This window comes from Streptomyces sp. NRRL S-920 (genome assembly GCF_000717945.1).
Lineage (GTDB): Bacteria > Actinomycetota > Actinomycetes > Streptomycetales > Streptomycetaceae > Streptomyces > Streptomyces alboniger.
The window spans coordinates 1-18,555 of record NZ_JODF01000025.1 but is presented as its reverse complement, the minus strand read 5'-3'; the positions used below and the strand labels follow the sequence as shown (position 1 = coordinate 18,555).

Genomic DNA, 18,555 nt, shown 5'->3' with positions numbered 1-18,555 from the left:
GTCACCTCCGATCCTGGGCCCATCGCGGGACATGTCTCTTGGGGGTTCTCGGCGTCGCGCGGGGCGTGGCCGCGGCGGGTGCCGCCAGCAGGGAGGCGGCCACGGCCAGATGCAGCAGATACGGGGAGGCGTCGCCGAGCCCGGCCTCGGTGTACGACGCGATCGCGCAGTAGCTGATCAGGAAGATCGCGCAGGCCCTCGCCAGGGACGGCGGCCGCAGCAACGCGACGCCGCTCAGCACGAGGACGACCGCCGCCACGAGGGTGACGCCGGTCCAGCCCTGCTCGTGGTAGACGGCCAGCCAGCTGTTGTCGATCGGCAGCCCGCCGAACGACTTGTCGCCGAGACCCATGCCGAACACCTTCTCCGTGGTCGTCCGGGGCGCCGCCAGCAGCGCGTCCCACACCTTGGCCCGTCCGGTGAGGCTGGTGAGGTGCTCCTGGCGCTGCCCGCGCAGGAACCACGCCCGCAGCGCGGAGGCGAATCCCACCGCGGCCACCACAGCGCAGAGCACCGCCCAGGTGAAGAAACGGCGGGCGACGGCGCTGGTGAGCAGGAGCGAGCCGATCGCCAGCGTCAGCCCGATGAGCAGGCCGAGCGTGGCCGTACGTGTGTGGGTCAGCGCCAGCAGGACGAGTGAGGGCACGATGATGACCGCCGCGCCGGCCCTGTCGGTCCTGCGGCCGATGACGAGCAGCACGGTGAGCCCGATGATGACCGCGGCGTACTGTCCGATCTGCGGCGGGGTGAGCGGCCACAGCGCGCCGACGAGGCGGCCGCCGTAGAGGTCGGGCATGGCCGCGCCCGGTGCGGCGAGCGCGCCGACGGCGACGGACCCGAGCACCGCGAAGTACATCCGGATGTGGTGCCGTACGAACGTCAGGCCGCCGTCCCACCAGCGGCTGAGCAGCCACAGGGTGCCGACGAAGAGAGCCAGCCGCGCGCAGCGGAACAGGGCGCCGAACCCGGACTCCAGGTTCGCGCTGGAGATCACGCTCGGCACCAGCAGGAGCGTGAGCAGCAGGACGAAGGCGCTGGGCCGGACGCGTAACCGGAGATTGACCGCGAGCGCCAGCGCGAACGCCGCCGCCAGCGCGCCCATGGTGACCATCTGGATGAGGGATCGGGGCAGCGGGATGATGGTCCTCGCCCCGGCGGAGCCGAGCGTGTTGAGGACCAGCAGGCCCCAGACGGTGCCGACGATCTTCGGCGTGTGGCCCGTGTGGCCTGTGTGCTCCTTGTGCTCCGTGGAGGCCCAACTCATCTCAACCACCGTCCCGTGCGCGGAAGGTGCTGCCCGCGTCCTGCCGGTACGGCGTGCCCTGCCACTGCCCGAAGTCGAGCACCCGGCTCGGGTCGTGGGCGACGAATGTCCATGGCCCGACGTACACGTTGTCGTGCCAGCGGTTGTGCTGCTTGTGGGTGATCGCCTCGGCCACCCGCTCGCCCTTGTAGGGCGACCAGTCCGGGTAGGTGCCGTAGTTGGCGAGCACCGCCATGCGGTCGCACTTCACCGTGCACTTGACGACGGACTTGTCGAGCGCGAAGCGGTTGTGGTGGATGTCGACCCGCTGGGTCTTCCACCGGCAGTCGGAGTAGAGGGGCGCGGTGGCGATCGCGGGCCGTTCGCAGCGGTCGTCGCGCCGCACCAGCAGCGTGCAGTCGCCGGTGGAGGTGTTGGCCGGGCTGTTGCAGAACCGGTCGGCGTTCTCCCACAGGGTGATTCCGGACCAGTTGTCCTCCAGCACGTTCCGGTAGACCTCGATCTTGTCCGTGCGGGCCTGGACCCGTGGTTCGCCGCCGGACTCGGACAGGTAGACGGTCGCGAAGGGGAAGCTGTCGCCGCGCTCGGCGTACTTGCGGCCCTCGACCCAGTTGTTCCGCCGGATCGTGTTCTTGCGGATGACCGCGTTGTAGCTGGTCTCATACATCAGCGCGGCACCGTCGTTGGCCTCAAGCACGTTGTTCTCGATGCGGAAGTCGTTGTTGTTGGTGTCCGCCCACAGCCCGGCCCCGCGGTTGTCGTGCACCCAGTTGCCGCGGATGTCGGCGCCGTCGACGGCCCAGAACTTGATGCCTCCGGTGCAGCCGCAGCCCTTGCGCCGCCGCTCCCAGTCGCCGGCGTTGTTGCCCACGATCTCGTTGCCCTCGACCACCAGGTCGCGCAGGGGGCCTTCGGCCTGGTACGCGTTCATGCCGTACTGGCCGTTGGCGCGCAGGCAGCTCGCGCGCACCCGCTGGCGGGCGCCGGCCATCAGCCCGGCACCGGAGTTGTGCTGGATCGTCGCGTGCTCGATCACCCACCCGTCGGCCGAGTCGTGGTTGACCACGCCCTCGTCCGGCGGCGCCACGAAACGCTGCACGGTCAGATGGCGGATGGTGACGTCGCGGGCCTCGCCACCGAACGCGTACCGGTTGGATTTCCGGCCGTCGAGCACCGCGCCCGGCGCGCCGAGATAGCGGTTCCCCTTCTTGGGGACGACCTGGGAGTAGCGGCCGGGTTTGAGCCGGTGCTTGCCCGGCCGCAGCCAGAACGTGGTGTTCGCAGGGTGGCGCCTGGTCTTCGCCGCCAGGTCACCGACCACCGCGGGGTCGACCGTCACCGCGCCCGCCGGGGCCTTCGCCGGACCGGTCGCGGGGTTGGCGCACACCCGAGCCACGGGCCGGGCCCCCGACGTGGACGGCGCGCTCTGTGGCTCCGCCTCCGGGTCAGGACCGCTCGTACAGGCGGTCGCCAGCAGGGCCGGCGCCGCCAGCGGCACCACCCAGTTCCGCCACTTGATCCCCACGCGTCCCCCTAGCCGCGGAACCTGAGCACGGTGGTGAACCCCCGCGCTCCGTCGGCGAATCCGGTACCGATGAGCGTGGTGGACGGCTCCTTGCGCCCGAAGCCGGCGGAGTACCAGCCGAGCGGCGGATCGGTCTCGCCGCGATGCGCCCGCCAACTCAGCTCCCCCGGCAGCTCCAGAACGGCGGAGCGCTCCTCGCCGTCCCGGGCCCAGGTCAGGACGGCCCGGTTTCCGCTCAGGTCAGCGGTGACCGCGGGCCCGAGGTGGAAGGCCAGGCGCGCGGGACGCAGCGGGCCGCGCACCTCGTCGATCACCCGCAGTTCCTTGTCCGAGGCGGTCAGCTCCACCCTGCGGCGGTGCACCGAGCGCTGATACCCGTCGTGTTCGGCGCACCAGCGGGCCACGTTCCCGTCGGCTGTGTCCACGGCGAGGACGCGGGTGCGGGCGTGCCGGGTCCACAGGAACGGGCCGCCGGAGACGGACTGGTCGCCGCCGTCCAGTTGCAGGGTGTTGTGGGCGAGCGTCGAGCGGAAGTACTGCCGCCACAGGGGCTGCCCGTGGTAGCAGAACGTCCCCGGGTCGGCGAGCACGTCGACCCCGTCGTGCCGGACCTCCACGGACAGTGCGTCCGCGTGGGCGTGCGCGGCGATGGACAGAAAGCCGTGCGGGCCGCCGTCGCAGCGGCACCAGATCTCCTCGGGACCGCGCAGGACGGTCATGCCCGCGTCGGCGAAGTGCGCCGGCCGGCTCACCGGGCGGGTCACGGTTCTCTGCTGCGCGTACGGCCGGATGAGCGCGGCGAGCAGAGGGGTGCGCACATCGGTGCCGGTCACCGTCGGCCACCAGGAGAGCCGGCCGAACACGGCGTCCCCGGTGGCGAGGAGCGAGCCCCAGCGGTCGGTGCCCGCGCCGTCCACGACCAGGCCGTACCCGTCGTCGGCGTCCCCCTGGCGCGGCGGCCGCAGCCGGTTGTCGACGACGGCCGCGAGCGCGTCGGTCATGCGCAGCAGCACCAGACGTACGGCACCGGGGACCGGTACGCCGGCGGCGTCGGCCTCGGCCACCGCGGCCAGGCCGAGTTCGAGGACGAGGCCGTGGTACTCGGTGGCCAGCTCGCGGTTGAGTCCGGAGCCGAAGGTGTTGGCGCGCAGGTGCCGCTCCAGCGACCGCAGCGCGTCGGCCCCCCAGCGCGCCGAGGAGGGGAACCATCCGAACGCGCAGGCCGCCGCGAACTGCCCGGCCGTCTCGGCGACGGCGTGGTTGTTCGCCGAGGAGCCCCGGCTGGGGAAGGCGGCGAGCCAGCGCTGGTGGTGCCAGATCTGGTTCAGCGCCACCGGGTTGTCCTCGAACAGGCCGGCCGCGCCCGGCCAGCCGTCGAGCAGCCTGCGGATCCACACCCAGGACAGGAGCCGGATCCCCAGCTCGATGCCGCTGATCCAGTGCACTCCGCGCAGCGGCGCGTTGGCCGCCCACCACAGCCGCAGGTGTTCGGCCACGCGCTCGGCGTACCGTTCGTCCCTGGTGAGCGCGTAGGCGGCGGCGAGCACGGTGAGGTACTGGTGCCGGGACAGCTCCCAGATCTGCTTGATGTCCCCGACGACGTCCTCGTCCCGGTACGGCACGTCGAAGGCGTAGCCCCACGGGGCGCGGCGCCCGGTCCTCGGGTCGTACCACCAGTCCGGGTCGGCCAGGTCGTCGCGGTCCACTCCGAAGTACGTGGCGTGCCCGGCCATCAGCCTGTCCGCCTCGGCGATGAGCCGTTTCGCGGCGTCCGGTGGCACCGCGGCGAGCGTCTTGGCGGGCAGTACGGCGGTGAACCGGGCGCCGGTCGTGCTCGGGCAGTCGGGCGGCGCCGCACGCCACCGCCGTCTGCGCGCCGCGTCCCCGATTCGGCCGCCGACCTCCCGCGGCGCCATCCGGGACAGCCGCCGCAGGTACCAGCCCGCGGTCATGGTCATCGCGCGCCCTCCAGCGTCACCGGGACGCCGCCGACCAGGGCGGCCCGTACGGCGAGGGTGGCCGCCGTGGTGGCGGCCAGCGACGCAAGCGGTACCGGCATCGGCCCGCCGGTCCGCACGGCCTTGATGAACGCGGCCAGCTCGGCGGACTGGCCCTTGTCCCGGGCCTTGGGCAGCCGTGAACCGACCCACCGCCTGCGGCGGCCGTCGTACACGGCGGCGCGCGCGAAGTCGTCGAGCCGCAGCACCTTGCCGTCCGCGATCAGATCCAGCGTCTCCTTGGGGAAGCCGGGTGGGCCGGTGGTGACGTAGGTGAGGGTGGCGGTGGACCCGTCGGGGTAGCGCAGTACGACCTGGAGGTCTTCGTTGCCGGGCGCGGCGAGGGCGTACACCGAGACCGGGTCGGCCCCGAGCAGCCAGCTCGCCGTGTCGATGAAGTGCCCGCCCTCACCGGCGAACCGCGAGCCCTCGGTGCCCTGTTGGAGGTACCAGCTGCCGTGCTGCAACCGGCCCGCGTTGACGAGGTAGCGCAGGCTCGCCGGGCCGGTCCGGGCGCCGAACCGCGCGCGGGCCTCGTGCAGGAGCGGCGCGAAACGGCGGTTGAAGCCCACCTGGAGCCGGTCGTTGCCGGACTCCTCCACCGCCGCGAGCACCCCGGCCAGTTCGTCCTCGGTGAGGGCCAGGGGCTTCTCCACGAACACGGCCTTGTCGGCGAGGAGCGCTTTGCGGGTCAGTTCGGCGTGCGAGCTGTGGCGGGTGACCACGAACACGGCGTCGATGGCCGGGTCGCCGAGGACGGCGTCGAGGTCGGTGGTCGCCTCGGCGAAGCCGAACTTGCGCTTCGCGTTGGCCGCGGACAGCGCCGTCGTTGTGACGACGGTCGACAGCGTGACGCCGTCGCGCTGTGCCAGGTGGGGCAGCAGCATCGACGTGGCGTAGTTTCCCGCGCCGACGAACGCGAGGCGCACCGGTGTCCTGGTGGCGCGGCCGGGGCTCCGCCGCACGTTCGCGGCGGGCACGTTCACCGCGGGTACCGCCACGGCCGGGGCCGTCGCTTCCGCCGGGTGTTCGACGGGGTCGGGGTAGCGGAACAGTACGGCCACGGCTTTCAGTTCGCCGTCCTTCAGGCGCTGGTAGGTCTCGACGGCGTCGTCGAACGCGGCTATGTGGGAGACGAGCGGCTCCACGTCGACGCGGCCGCGGGCCAGGAGGTCGAGGAAGCACGCGAGGTTGCGGCGCTCGGTCCAGCGTACGTAGCCGATCGGGTAGTCCCGCCCCTCCAGCTCGTACTCCGGGTCGTAGCGGCCGGGGCCGTAGGAGCGGGAGAAGCGGACGTCCAGTTCCTTCTCGTAGTACGCGTTCCACGGCAGGTCCAGACGGCACTTGCCGATGTCGACGACCCTGCCGCGGTCCCGGCAGAGCCGGGCGGCCAGCTCCACGGGCTGGTTGCTGCCGCCGCCCGCGGCCAGGTACACCTGATCGACGCCGTGGCCGCCGGTCAGTTCGGCGACGGCGGTCTCCACGGCGGCGGACGAGGGGTCGCCGCAGGCCGCGGCGCCCAGGCGCTCGGCCAGCTCGCAGCGCGCCGGATCGGGGTCGGCCCCGACGACGCGGACTCCCGAGGCGGTGAGCAGTTGCGCCACCAGCTGGCCGATCAGGCCGAGGCCGATGACCAGCGCCACGTCACCGAGCTGAGGCTCGCCGCGGCGGACGCCCTGCAACGCGATCGACCCGACGGTGCCGAAGGCCGCGTGCCGCGGTGCGAGGCCATCGGGCAGCTGGGCGTAGAGGTTCTTCGGCACCCAGTTCAGCTCGGCGTGCAGCGCGTGTTCGTTGCCGGCGCACGCCACGAGGTCGCCGGCCTTCACGTCGTCGATCCCGGTACCGACCTGCTCGACGACGCCGCACAGCGAGTAGCCCAGGGGCGTGTAGGAGTCCAGCTTGCCCATCACCTTGCGGTAGGTGGCGGGCACTCCGTTGGTGGCCACGCTCTGCATGACCTTGGCCACCTGGTCCGGCCGGGAGCGGGCCTTGCCCACCATCGACATGCCGGCCTCGGACACCTTCATCAGCTCGGTCCCGGTGGATATCAGCGAGTAGGCGCTGCGGACCAGCACACCGCCCGGCTTGCACCCCGGCACCGGCACGTCGAGCACCGCCAACTCGCCGCTCTTGTAGTTCTGTACAACCTGCTTCACCCGAACTCCTCTGATTCCTAAGCCGTTAACCGAGTGCTCTGGCCGGACCCAGAGGTCGCGTCGCGATACCAGTACTCGAGGGTCAGCACGTGCCACAGATGCTTGGAGAAGTCCCGCTGCCCGGCGGCGTCCTCGGCGACCATCCGCGCCAGCGCGTCGCGGCGCAGCAGCCCGGAACCGACGAGCACGCCGTCGTGCACCACCTCGCGCACCAGCGGCGCCAGGTCCCGGCTCATCCACGCCCGCAGCGGGGCGCTGAACAGGCCCTTGGGCCGGTACGCGATCTCCCGGGGCAGGATCGAGGTGGCCGCTTCCTTGAGGACCGCCTTGCCCTGCCGTCCGACGATCTTGCGGTCGCCGGGGACGGTGAACGCGGCCCGGACCACGTCGACGTCCACGTACGGCACCCGCACCTCGGTCGACGCCGCCATGCTGGAGCGGTCCGTGTAGGCGAGGTTCAGGCCCGGCAGGAACATGCGGGCGTCGCCCAGGCACATGCGGTTGACGAAGTCGTCGAGGTCGTTGTCCTGGTAGACGTCGGCGTGCTCGGTCAGCACGTCCTGGACCGTCCCGGCCAGGTCCGGATTGACCAGGGCGAGCAGTTCGTCCTGGTCGTACATGGTGTAGCTGCGGCGGAACGCGGTCTCCTCCGGCAGATCGGCGAAGGACAGGAACCGCTTGGCGAAGCGCACCGACCGGTAGCCCCGGCGGGAGGTGGCCACCGGCAGCCGGTCCACGCCCGCCGACAGGCCGCGCCGCAGGGGCCGCGGGATGCGCTGGTAGCGCAGGGCGAGCACGTTGGCGAGGTGCTTGCGGTACCCGGCGAACAGCTCGTCGGCGCCCATTCCCGAGAGCATCACCTTGACCCCGGCCTCCCGAGCGGCCGAACAGATCAGGTACGTGTTGATCGCGGCGGGGTCGCCGATGGGCTCGTCCAAGTGGTAGGTCATCCGCGGCAGCAGGTCGAGCACGTTCGGGGCGATCTCGATCTCGTGCAGGTCGACGCCGAACCGTTCGGCGACCTGCCGGGCGTAGCGCAGGTCGTCCGGCATCGCCTCGAACTTGGCGTCCTCGGCGCGGAATCCGATCGTGTAGGCGGAGATCCCGGGCCGGTGGCGGGCGGCCAGCGCGGTCAGCCAGCTGGAGTCGAGGCCGCCGGACAGGAAGGTCGCCACGGGTACGTCGGAGAGCAGGTGGCGCCGGGTCGACTCCTCGACGACGGCGGCCACGTCCGGCCGCTCGCCCGCGCGGGCCCGCTCCTGGGCCTCGCGCGCGACGTCCTTGAGGTTCCAGTACCGGCCGCGTTCGATCCGCCCGTCGGGCCGGCACCGCAGCCAGCTCCCCGGCGGCAGCTTCTCCGCTTCGCGCAACGCGCAGCGTGAGTCGGGCACCCAGTAGTAGAGCAGCGACGCCACCAGGGCGGCCTGGTCCACCTCCAGCGACCCGCCCGTCGCGGCGGCGAGTGCCTTGAGTTCGGAGGCGAACATCAGGCCCTCGCCTCGCCGCAGCAGGAACAGTGGTTTGATGCCGAGCTGGTCGCGGGCGAGCACCAGGTCACCGGTGCGCTCGTCGAAGATTCCGAACGCGAACATGCCGCGCAGCCGGGGCAGGCAGTCGGTGCCCCAGCGCCGCCAGGCCTCCAGGAGCACCTCGGTGTCGGAGGTACCGCGAAAGCGCACCCCGGTGGCCGCCAGCTCGGCGCGCAGCTCGGGCGCGTTGTACAACTCGCCGTTGTACGTGAGGGCGAGGCCGCCCGACACCATCGGCTGGGCGCCGGTCTCGGACAGGTCGATGATGGACAGCCTGCGGTGCCCGAGGTGCACCTCGCCGTCACCGGTGGGGTGGCCGTAGCGGCCCGCTCCGTCCGGGCCGCGGTGGGCGAGGGTGTCGGTGAGCCGGTCGGTCACGGCCTTCCCGTCCGGCCACCGGTACGTGCCTGCGATGCCACACATGTCCTACCGCACCTCCTGGTCGCTGTACGGGGCCCGCGCCGCCGCCCTCGACGGCCGCTCCGTACGCGGCCGGCCTTCCCCCGCTGCCTCAACGGCATGGGAGGTACCGTCACCGTTCCGCCGGGCCGGCCGCTCATGCGGGCCGCGCGGTGCCGTGCGCGGTCCGTCCCACAGCGTGCCGTCGGTCGGGTCACGCGGATCGGGGTCGACCAGCACCACACCGGTCACCGCGATGCCCTGGTCCGCGAGTTGGCGCGCCACGGTGTGCAGCCAGGCGGCGTTGCCGTGTCCGGCACGCACGACGAGCACGGTCCGGCCGCCGAGGTGGCGGAGGTCGGTCCACGCCGTGCCGGGCGCGACCGAGCCGACGCCGAGCCGGCGCGTCTGCTGCGGCACGGCCGCGGCCTGCTCGCCGCTGACCACGTTCGGCTCTCCCGGCTTCCGGCGGCTGTCGGCGAGCTGTGGGCCGGGCAGTCCGTCGACGACGACCACCGGCCCCTGCGCCGCCAGTGCCCTCGCGACATCGAGGGCGATCGCGCTCGTGGTGCGGGCGCAGCCCAGTTCCAGCAGTGACATCGGTTCCGCGGAGCCGCGCACGGTGCGGGCCAGGGTCGCGGTGAGCCGTTCCCGTGCCGTCCGGGTGCGTCGGCGCTGCCACGGCTCGGCCCAGCGGCGGGGCGCGCGGGGCACCTCCGCGATGACCGAGGCTCCCAGGTGCGCCGCGATCTCCCGGCGCAGCACGGGGCGGTCCGCCACCACCGTGCCGACCGCGGCCAGCACGAGCCCGAGGACGAGCCCGAGGACGAGCCCGATCGCGGCGTTGGTGCCCGCGGCCTTGGGCAGGGAGTGCCCCACCGCACGCGGGCCGTCGACGATCTGCGTACCGGCGATGAGCCCCGGCGTGCCGGTGCGTGCCTCGGCGGCGCGCTCGTCGAAATCGGCGATCCGTGAGTTGAGTTCGGCGCGGCGGGCGAAGAGCGTCTCGATGCTCGCCGAGGCCTTCGGGTCGGTGTCGGGTGAGCGGTCCCCGATCGCCTTGTTGACCTGGGCGAGTTCGTCCCGCATGCGGTCGCGCTGGTCGAGCAGTGCCTTGGCCTCGGCCTTCGCGGTCTCCCGCATCCGCCGTACGTGGTCCGCGACGAACGCGTCGGCCAGGGCCTTGGCGCGGGCCACCGCTTCGGTGTCGCTGTCACCGGTCACGTCGATCTGCAACAGGTTGTTGGTCAAGCCGGTGCCCCGGTAGTCCCGCATGAAGTCTTCCGGTTTTTCCGGTGAGCCGAGGGACCGCAGGGCCTTGTCGGCGATCCGGGTGGTTCCCAGCAGCTCGACATCGGTGCGGATGAGCGTTCCGGTGTCGTTGGGCTGGTCGTCCTGGTGCACGACCAGCACCTTGGCCACCGCGCTCGGCGCCGGTGGCAGCAGGACCGCCACCGCCGCGCCGATCAGCATGCCCAGCACCGCCGTGAGGCACCACAGGCGGCGGCGCCTGCGTACGGCCACCACCAGTGCCTGGAGGTCGAGGAGCGGAACGGCTGCCGGCGGCTCGGACGTCGTACTCGTCGTCACGCTGAGCCTCCCGTCGCGCGGCCGCGGCCCGCGAGCGCCGGGGTGGCGTCCTTCGGAGGGTGGTCGGCGGATCGTGTCGGCCGGGTACGGACCGTGGTGGCGACGACGACGCCGACGACCTCGTGTCCGGCGTCCGCGCACGCCTCGGCGACGCCGGTGAGTTCCGCCGTGGTGCAGTTGCCCGCGCTGAGCACGACCAGGGCTCCGGACTCGGTGTCGCGGTCCGGCACGATCGGCCGGGACACCGAGACGTCCACTACGCGCAGTCTGGGACAGCCCTTGCCGATTGGGCTTCTGGAAGCGCTCGGGGACGGGTCTCGCCCGGCCTCGGCCACGAGCTGCCCGGCGGCCCGGCGGGCGATCGCGTCGCCGTCCGGTACGACCACCAGCAGCCGTCGGGGGGCGGGCAGTTGGTCGCGGAGGCGCGCGCACACCCGCCGATAGCGGACGCGTGTGGCGGCCTCGTCGGCGTACCTCTGCGGGGTGGGGGTGTCCCACCGGGTGTCGAGGCCGAGGAACCTGCGCGTCCGGGCCAGCGGGCCGCGGTCCTCGGGCCGGTGGGGGTGCCGCTCACCGGGGACGTCGACCGTGCCGAGGAGCGGGGCGCCCAGTGCCGCCGCGATCTCCGGTTCGGTGCGCGGCCGACGGTTCACGCGTGCGGCGGCGAGGTGGCCGACGACCGCGAGCAGGAAGAACAGCAGCGCTCCGCCGCCGATGAGCTGCGTCCTGGTGGGCGGCGCCTCGCCGGTCGGCCGGGCCGCCGGTCCCATGACGACCATGCCGGCCTTGGCGGCCGCCGGGTCGGCCTGGTCCAGCTTCTTCATGGCCTCCTCCAGCGCGGTGCGCAGCTTTTCGAGCGAGGTGCGCGCCTGCACGCTCTCCACGGTCCGCCCGGGGTCGGCCGCCTCTGCCAGGTCGGTGATGCGGCGGTTGGTCTCCCTCACCTGCTGCCGCAGCGCGTCGGGCCCCGTGGCCGCCTCGGGGTCGGTGCCGCCGCCCGCGACGCGCGTCGCGAACGCGACGAACTGCTGGGCCAGCCGGTCGGCGAGCCGCTGCGCGCGCTCCGGGTTCTCGGCCGTGCCCGAGATCTTGATGATGTTCCCGTCGGCGGCCTCGGCGCTCACCCGGTCCCGCAACTCCTCGCCGCTGACGTCCCGCCAGCCGAGCGAGGCGGCCGTGCGGTCGACCACGGCCGAACTGGCCGCGATCTCCGCCTGGGTCAGCAGCTCGCGCTCCTCCCACTGCCCCGGCAGCAGGACCGACGCCGACGCCGTGTAGCGCGGCGGGAAGAGCACGGAGGCGCCGTAGCCGACGAGCGCGCCCACGACGGCGAGGACGGCGAGCAGCCGCCAACGCCGACGGAGCATCCGCCCGATCGTGACCAGGCGTATCGGATCGTCGCTCAAGAGCGCGGCCTCCTCCCCCGCCGGGCCGAAGCGCGCGCCGCCACGGGAGTGCGGTCACGGCAGGCAGCGGCGTAGGCGGCGAGCAGCGACGCTTGTGAGTTGCGCCAGGAGAGCTGCCCGCTGATCCGGTCCTGGCCGATCTTTCCCATCCGGGCCCGCTGGTGTGGATCGTCGAGGAGCAGCGCGATGAGTTCCGCGAACGCGGACTCGTCGTTGGCGGGCGCGTAGAGGGCGGCGTCACCGGCGGAGACGCGTGCCTCCCGGAGGTCGAACGAGACGATCGGGCGGCCCATCGCCATGTACTCGAGGACCTTGTTCATGGTCGACACGTCGTTGAGGGGATTGCGCGGGTCGGGAGAGAGGCATACGTCCGCCGTGGATAGGTAGCGCACCAGGTCGGCGTCCGGGACGCGCCCGGTGAACTGCACCTGCTCATCGAGTCCGAGCCGCCGGGCCAGCCGCACCATCGCGTCGAAGGCGTCACCGGCGCCGACGAACACCGCGTGCCAGTCGGTCCGGCCGAGTTCGTCGCGCAGCTTCGCGAGGGACCGCAAGGCGTAGTCGACGCCGTCCTGGGGGCCCATGACGCCGAGGTAGCACAGCAGATGGGGCTTGCCGCGCTTCAAGTCCGGTTCGGGCGGCACCGGTTGGAACCGGTCGGTGGCGGGCGCGCTGCGCACCACGAAGACGTCGTCCGGTCGTCGGCCGCCGCGGCGCACCGCGACGTCCCGGTAGCTCTCGTTCGTGGCGAGCACGATGTCCGCGGCCCGGTAGGTCAGCCGTTCCAGCGCGCATACGCCGCGGTAGAGCAGGTCCTCACCGCGGTCGAAGCGGGAGAGGTACAGCTCCGGTACCAGGTCGTGCTGGTCGAAGACGAACCGCGCGCCGCGCCGCTTCAGCCATAGCGCGGGCAGGAACAGCAGGTCGGGCGGGTTGCAGGCGTGGACCACGTCGACCGGTCCGACCTTGCGGGCCAGCCGGGCCGTGTGCCACAGCGCCGATCCGTACTCCCGCAGGTAGCCGGCCGGGCCTCCGGTGGCCGCGCGCAGCGGGTAGCGGTGGATCCGCACCCCGTCGATCTCCGCCTCCGGTTCCGTGTCCCGCGTACTGCCGCGGGGGCAGATGACGTGCACCTCCCAGCCCGCGTCGCGCAGCGTCGTGCACTCCTGCCACACGCGCCGGTCGAAGGGCACGGACAGGTTCTCCACCAGGATCAGCGCGCGCCGTCCGGGCCCGTCGCCGCCGGATATGTCGTCGAGCGATGTGTCACCAAGCAAGGCCCATGTACCCCGGTTCGGTTCGGCGCGCGTCGGCGTCGGGAAGGTGGATGAGGTCGATGAGCACCGGGCCGTCCCCGCCGTGGGGCAGGGCCGACAGCACGGCCGGGTCCCTGGTGCCGACCAGGCATACCTCGGCGTGGTCGAGCACCTCGTCGACGGAGTCGGCGAGCAGCTGTGCCAGGTGGGGCAGCCGGGTCTCGATGTACTCGCGGTTCGCGCCGAGGAGCCGGGAGAGGCTCACGTTGGCGTCGTAGATCCTCAGGTCGTACCCCTTGCCGAAGAGCCGCTCCGCCAGCTCCACGAGCGGGCTCTCGCGAAGGTCGTCGGTGCCGGGTTTGAAGGACAGGCCCAGCAGGCCCGCCCGTCGCTTGCCGGTGCGCTCGACCAGCTCCACGGCCCGTTGCAGATGGGCGGAGTTGGAGGGCAGCACGTGGGAGAGGATGGGGACCGAGACGTCGGCCCGCTGCGCGGCGTGGACGAGGCTGCGCAGGTCCTTGGGCAGGCAGGAGCCGCCGAAGGCGAAGCCGGGCCGTAGGTAGGCGGGGCTGATGTTGAGCTTGCGGTCGGCGAGGAACACGTCGATCACCTGGTGGGAGTCCACCCCGAGCGCGTGGCACACCGCGCCCAGCTCGTTCGCGAAGCCGATCTTGAGGCCGTGGAAGGCGTTGTCCGCGTACTTGATCGCCTCGGCCGTCGGGACCGGCACCCTGAACACCTCCCCGGGCAGGCCGTCGTACAGCGCCGCCACCGCGTCGCCGCTGGCCGGGTCGAACTCGCCGATGACGGTCTTCGGCGGGTCGAAGAAGTCCCGCACGCTGGTGCCCTCGCGCAGGAACTCGGGGTTGACCGCGACCCCGAAGTCCACCCCGGCCGTGCCGCCGACGTGCTTCTCCAGGATCGGGACCAGCAAGTTCAGGCAGGTGCCCGGCAGCATGGTGCTGCGGAACACGACGGTCTGCCGCTCGTCGCCGCGCTGACGGCGATCCGCCAGTACGGCGCCGATCTCCTCGGTGACCCGCTCCAGGTACGTGGTGCACAGGCTGCCGTTGGGCTCCGATGGCGTGCCCACGCAGACCAGGGTCACCTCGCTGTCCGTGATCGCCTCGCGGACGTCGACGGTGGCGCGCAGCGCGCCGGTCCGCACGACCTCGGCGATGAGTTCGCCGATCCGCTCCTCGACCACCGGGGCCTTGCCGTCGTTGACCAGGTCGACCTTGACCTGGTTCACGTCCACGCCGATGACCTCGTGGCCCATGCTGGCCAGGCACGCGGCCGACACGCAGCCCACATAGCCGAGCCCTAAGACGCTGACCTTCATAGTGCGTTCCTCCCCCCGGGCAGGCCCTTGTGGCCTGGCCTCCGCGCGCCGACCGGGCGACGCTCCCCGCGCATCAGTAGGCCCCCTGCCCCTGGAGCACCGCACGCAGCGTCTTCCACAAGATCACTGTGTCCAGGGCGAGCGACCAGTCCTCCACGTACCGCAGGTCGAGCCGGACCGCTTCCTCCCACGGCAGGTCGCTGCGTCCGCTGATCTGCCACAGGCCGGTGAGGCCGGGCTTGACGAGGAGCCGCCGCCGGATGTCCGGGCCGTACGCGGCGGACTCCTCCGGTAACGGCGGGCGCGGGCCGACGAGCGACATCGACCCGCCGAGTACGTTGAAGAGCTGCGGGAGTTCGTCGATCGAGTACCGGCGCAGCACCGCTCCCACCCGGGTCACCCGCGGGTCGCGGCGGAGCTTGAACAGCAGCCCGGCGCCTTCGTTGCGGTCGGCGAGTGCGGCGCGTGCGCCGTGGGCCCCGGCGACCATGGTGCGGAACTTGAAGATGGTGAACTCACGGCCGTCCTTGCCGACTCTGCGCTGGCGGTAGAGCGCCCCGCCCCGGCTGTCCAGCAGCACGAGCAGTCCTACGAGCACCATCAGCGGCGCGAACAGGATGAGCAGGATCGCGGCGCCCAGCCGGTCGACGACCCCCTTGACCACTCGGCGGCCCCCGCTGAAGGTCGGCATGCTGACCCGCAGCAGTGGTATCCCGAGGACCGCGTCGACGTGCAGCCGCGGTCCCGCCACCTCCATGAGGACGGGGGCCACGACCATCTCGGCATCGCTGCCTTCGAGGTTCCAGGCCAGCCGCTGCAACCGGTCCGGTGACCAGTGCGGGTCCGGGGTGACCGCGACGACGCGGTAGCCGTCCCGGCGGACGTGGCCCGCGACGTCCGCCAGCCGGCCGACGACCGGTACTCCCTCCAGTTGGTCACCGTCGAGCCCGCGACCGTCCGTCGTGCACACCGCCTCCACCCGCCAGCCGAGGTGGGGGAATCTGCGGGCCCTGCTGATCAGGTCGCGCACGGTGGCCGGGCTGCCCGCGGCGAGAACCGGCCTCAGACACCGTCCTTCTTTGCGCTGTTTGTGCAGCCAAAGGCGCAGCAGGTATCGCGCGGTCATGGTGACGAGCGCGAGCGCGGGAATCGCGACGAAGATCCATAATTTGATATTGCGTGAGGTGAGGGCGATTCCGCCGAGTGCGAGCACGACGGCCGCCGTGAACAGTGAGCGTCCGAGACGGCGGAATTCCTCCGCCCCTTGGCCGAGAACAGCCGGGGCCCACGCCCGGCTCACCGCGAGCGCCGCCAGCACAAGGAGTTCGGTGCCGAAAGCGAGAATGACCCATTTCTCATGCCAATTGGCCGCGTCCCGGGCCCCGAAGAAGTTGCCGATAGCCGCCACGACGACCGTGGTGGTCACGGTATCGCTGGTGATGACGGTACGGCGGTAGCGCTGCTCCCAGTCGATCGCGGACTGGCTGATTGTCCCGTTCGTCAGACGCGCGCGTGCCGACGGAAACGGGTCGACTAATTCCCCCTGCTGCACGGGACCCCCCAGGTCACCAGTGGTTCGACGTGTTCGCCTCGCACTGTTTCTCCCCGGGAGACCCCGCCTCCCGAGCCGCGCTGTTCCTCCCCCTCGAGAGGCCCCCGCCTCTCGAATACCATCCGGCTCTTTCATCGCCGGGACGGCATAAGAATCCCTCGAAATGTGTCGCCTCGTGTCCAGACCTGTGAAGCACGGTCAATCTAGACCATCGGCGCCCGTCTGGAGAGGGGATGTGTGCAACTTGTGCTCAACCTTTGAAGCCCACCCCATCGACCGGCGACCTGCCGCACACGCACCGCCCACCAGGAAAGGCCTTGTGACCTGTGATGACGGACGTTGTCCGGGGAATTCGATCACGTCGGAAAGCTGGTCCGGTCACCGGCGGAGCCGGGTTACCTGATCCCCGCTGCTGGAGAGCGGCGGCTCCGCGGCGACCGCCGTATGCCACCTCTCGACCTTGGCGAGATACGGGCCGCTCACGTCGTCGGAGCCCGCGACGAGTGCGAGCCAGCGCAGTTCGTCGCAGGCGAAGAAGGACTCGCCCCAGGTGTCCACCCAGATCCGGGTCGTGCCGTCGTCCGCCGAGTGCGTCAGGTCCCACCACGCCCACCCCCGGGTCCCGGAGTCCGGGTCGAACTCGTAGAGCCAGGCCTGGAGTTCCCAGGATCCTCCCCGGATCGCCGCGGCGTAGCGCTCCCTGCCCCGCCGCGCGAACTCCGGTGCCTCCGCGTGCCCGGAACCGCTCACGGCGGTGAACCACTCGGGGACGGAGCCGACGGGCAGGTCGGCCCGTCGAAGTCCTCGGAGAGAGCCAGTCCGAGCGCGGCGTCGAGCACGTTCCGAAGCCGGGCCGCGTACGCGTCGGCGGGCCCCGTCGGGGCGACGTCGAACCAGCACAGCACCGGGGGCGCGTCCTGGGCGGCAGGGCGCCGGGCGACGCGGCACCTCTCCTGCTCGATGTCCTCGGTCCCGTGCATCATGCGGCCGCGGTTCCTCTCGCTCCTGGGCTTCGCGCGACGTCCCGGGCTTCGCGCGACGTCCCAGGCTACGTGCCGCGTCGGCCCCACCGAGGGCCATGGGAGTGATAATCACACCGCAACGGGGAGAGGGGGCGCGTTCCGGCCGCTGGGACGGTGGGTGTCGTCGAGCATGGCGGCATGCGTACCCGCAGGAAGAAGGAGCGCGTGTGGCTTCTTCACCTCTCCGCACTGCTGATTCTGGTCTGCGCCGTGGCCGTACCCGGTGGAGGGCGCGCGACAGCGGACGGCGCGGGGACCGGCGGCCTGGCACTGCAAGTGCACATCAACTCCCGGCCGGGAACCGGTGCGCTACAGCCCGGCATCCGGGTCGGTGACCCCGTACACAAGGTCTACCGCCTGATCAATCGCACCGGGGCCGACCTCTATCACGTCCGGGTGAGCGACCCGGCCCTCCCCCGGGGGACGACCGTCACCTGCGCGGGCCGCGGCACCGTGGCGATGCTGCGCGGGCTCAGCTCGACCACGTGCGCGGCCGAGACGCGGGCCCTTACCGGGGTGCACGTGGGAGACGTCACCGCCGTCGGCGCGATCCCCTCCCTGCACACGCAGTCCCGCGCCCGCGCCCGGGCCGGGTACCGCGGGGTCGGCGGCGCCCTGGCCCTCGCCGAGACGGTGAGCGTCACTCAGCAGCTCGGCGTCATCCAGTACGTCGTCACCAACCGGGGGGACCTGACGGTTCACGACGTCCGTGTCAGCGACGCACTGCCCTTGGTGAAGGCCATCGACTGCGGGGGCGGCCGTCCCGTCGTGCCGCAGCTCCCCCCTGGGCGTGCGGCGGCCTGCCGTTCGGGTGTCCAGGCCGCGCCGGGCACCTATGTGAGCCGGGGCCTCGCCGAGGCAGGCGACCGCACCGCGACGCTGGGGCGCACCGGTGCGCTGGTCCCTCCCCCGCCCCTTACGGCACGCTCGTCGGCGCAGTTCACCCTGCTGGCCCCTCGGGTCCAGCCTCCACCCCCGCCTCCTCCGCCGCCTCCGCCTCCGCCCAGGGCCCAGACCGGGCAGCGGGGCGCCCCTGCTCCCCTGCCACCCAGAGCCACGGCCCGACGGAGGGTCGCCCCCGCGCCCCCGCCCGCGCGACCTGTTCCCCCTCCTGGGGCGCCCGCGCCCGGGGTCTCCCCCGTCCCCCTCATCTTCATCGCCCCGCTCACACCACCGCCCCTCCTGCGAGCGCCGGGCGGCGCGACGGCCGGTGCTCCGGTCGTGGGCGAAGCGGCCCCGCCACCGCTTCGGGCCGGCGCGGCCCCGCCACCACTCCCGGCCGGCGCGGTCCCACCCTCTCTCCCGGCCGGCGCTGCCCCGCCTCCTCCCCCGGCCGGCGCTGCCCCGCCCCCTCTCCCGGCCGGAGGGGTGCCTCCCGCGGGCCCACTACCCCTTCCAGCCGGAGCGGCCCCACCTGCCCTCCCGCCCGGAGCGGTTCCGCCGCCCCTCGCCGCGGGGGTGGCCCCGGTGCCTCCCGGAGCCGGAGTAGCGCCGCCGCCCCCAGTGGCCGGGAT

General features: G+C 72.4%; 12 protein-coding genes and 1 pseudogene. 1 reads left to right on the top strand and 12 read right to left on the bottom strand.

Going from position 1 to position 18,555, the window contains the following annotated elements; translation table 11 throughout:
- Window position 1: 1 nt before the first annotated feature.
- From IG54_RS0119200 to IG54_RS42945, 12 genes are all read right to left on the bottom strand, one after another.
- On the bottom strand, window positions 2-1,264 hold the full coding sequence (locus tag IG54_RS0119200; protein WP_051819665.1) for a hypothetical protein: 1,263 nt from the start codon (window positions 1,262-1,264) through the stop codon (window positions 2-4).
- A gap of 1 nt (window position 1,265) precedes the next feature.
- On the bottom strand, window positions 1,266-2,789 hold the full coding sequence (locus IG54_RS0119195; RefSeq protein ID WP_030785395.1) for a right-handed parallel beta-helix repeat-containing protein: 1,524 nt from the start codon (window positions 2,787-2,789) through the stop codon (window positions 1,266-1,268).
- 8 nt (window positions 2,790-2,797) lie between these two features.
- Window positions 2,798-4,747: a heparinase II/III family protein gene (locus tag IG54_RS0119190; RefSeq protein ID WP_030785388.1), complete on the bottom strand. Its 1,950-nt coding sequence runs from the start codon at window positions 4,745-4,747 to the stop codon at window positions 2,798-2,800.
- On the bottom strand, window positions 4,744-6,945 hold the full coding sequence (locus tag IG54_RS0119185) for a bi-domain-containing oxidoreductase (protein WP_030785385.1): 2,202 nt from the start codon (window positions 6,943-6,945) through the stop codon (window positions 4,744-4,746). Before IG54_RS0119185 ends, IG54_RS0119190 begins: the two co-directional genes overlap by 4 nt.
- A gap of 17 nt (window positions 6,946-6,962) precedes the next feature.
- Window positions 6,963-8,897, bottom strand: coding sequence for an asparagine synthase (glutamine-hydrolyzing) (asnB, locus tag IG54_RS0119180; protein WP_030785382.1), 1,935 nt, complete (start codon window positions 8,895-8,897; stop codon window positions 6,963-6,965).
- A gap of 3 nt (window positions 8,898-8,900) precedes the next feature.
- A complete protein-coding gene (locus IG54_RS0119175) occupies window positions 8,901-10,463 on the bottom strand; it encodes a Wzz/FepE/Etk N-terminal domain-containing protein (RefSeq protein WP_030785379.1) in 1,563 nt (520 codons plus the stop codon).
- Window positions 10,460-11,869, bottom strand: coding sequence for a Wzz/FepE/Etk N-terminal domain-containing protein (locus IG54_RS0119170; protein ID WP_030785376.1), 1,410 nt, complete (start codon window positions 11,867-11,869; stop codon window positions 10,460-10,462). The genes IG54_RS0119175 and IG54_RS0119170 overlap by 4 nt, the downstream gene beginning before the upstream one ends.
- A complete protein-coding gene (locus IG54_RS0119165) occupies window positions 11,866-13,146 on the bottom strand; it encodes a glycosyltransferase family 4 protein (protein WP_030785373.1) in 1,281 nt (426 codons plus the stop codon). The genes IG54_RS0119170 and IG54_RS0119165 overlap by 4 nt, the downstream gene beginning before the upstream one ends.
- Window positions 13,136-14,467: a nucleotide sugar dehydrogenase gene (locus IG54_RS0119160; RefSeq protein WP_030785371.1), complete on the bottom strand. Its 1,332-nt coding sequence runs from the start codon at window positions 14,465-14,467 to the stop codon at window positions 13,136-13,138. The genes IG54_RS0119165 and IG54_RS0119160 overlap by 11 nt, the downstream gene beginning before the upstream one ends.
- Window positions 14,468-14,540: 73 nt before the next feature.
- On the bottom strand, window positions 14,541-16,019 hold the full coding sequence (locus IG54_RS0119155; protein ID WP_030785367.1) for a sugar transferase: 1,479 nt from the start codon (window positions 16,017-16,019) through the stop codon (window positions 14,541-14,543).
- Window positions 16,020-16,397: 378 nt separating this feature from the next.
- Complete coding sequence (locus tag IG54_RS42950; protein ID WP_063756239.1) at window positions 16,398-16,769, bottom strand: hypothetical protein; 372 nt, start codon at window positions 16,767-16,769, stop codon at window positions 16,398-16,400.
- Window positions 16,766-17,002 (bottom strand): hypothetical protein, encoded by a 237-nt coding sequence (locus IG54_RS42945; protein WP_063756238.1) that lies wholly within the window; start codon window positions 17,000-17,002, stop codon window positions 16,766-16,768. Before IG54_RS42945 ends, IG54_RS42950 begins: the two co-directional genes overlap by 4 nt.
- A gap of 177 nt (window positions 17,003-17,179) precedes the next feature.
- Between IG54_RS42945 and IG54_RS42940 the strand changes: the two are divergent.
- Window positions 17,180-18,555: pseudogene (locus IG54_RS42940) on the top strand (hypothetical protein); the annotation flags it as partial.

Excerpts from the sequence above, each read along its gene's own strand:
- IG54_RS0119160 (WP_030785371.1), bottom strand. The coding sequence starts at position 14,467 with ATGAAGGTCAGCGTCTTAGGGCTCGGCTATGTGGGCTGCGTGTCGGCC.
- IG54_RS0119200 (WP_051819665.1), bottom strand. The coding sequence starts at position 1,264 with ATGAGTTGGGCCTCCACGGAGCACAAGGAGCACACAGGCCACACGGGC.
- asnB (WP_030785382.1), bottom strand. The coding sequence starts at position 8,897 with ATGTGTGGCATCGCAGGCACGTACCGGTGGCCGGACGGGAAGGCCGTG.
- IG54_RS42945 (WP_063756238.1), bottom strand. The coding sequence starts at position 17,002 with ATGATGCACGGGACCGAGGACATCGAGCAGGAGAGGTGCCGCGTCGCC.
- IG54_RS0119190 (WP_030785388.1), bottom strand. The coding sequence starts at position 4,747 with ATGACCATGACCGCGGGCTGGTACCTGCGGCGGCTGTCCCGGATGGCG.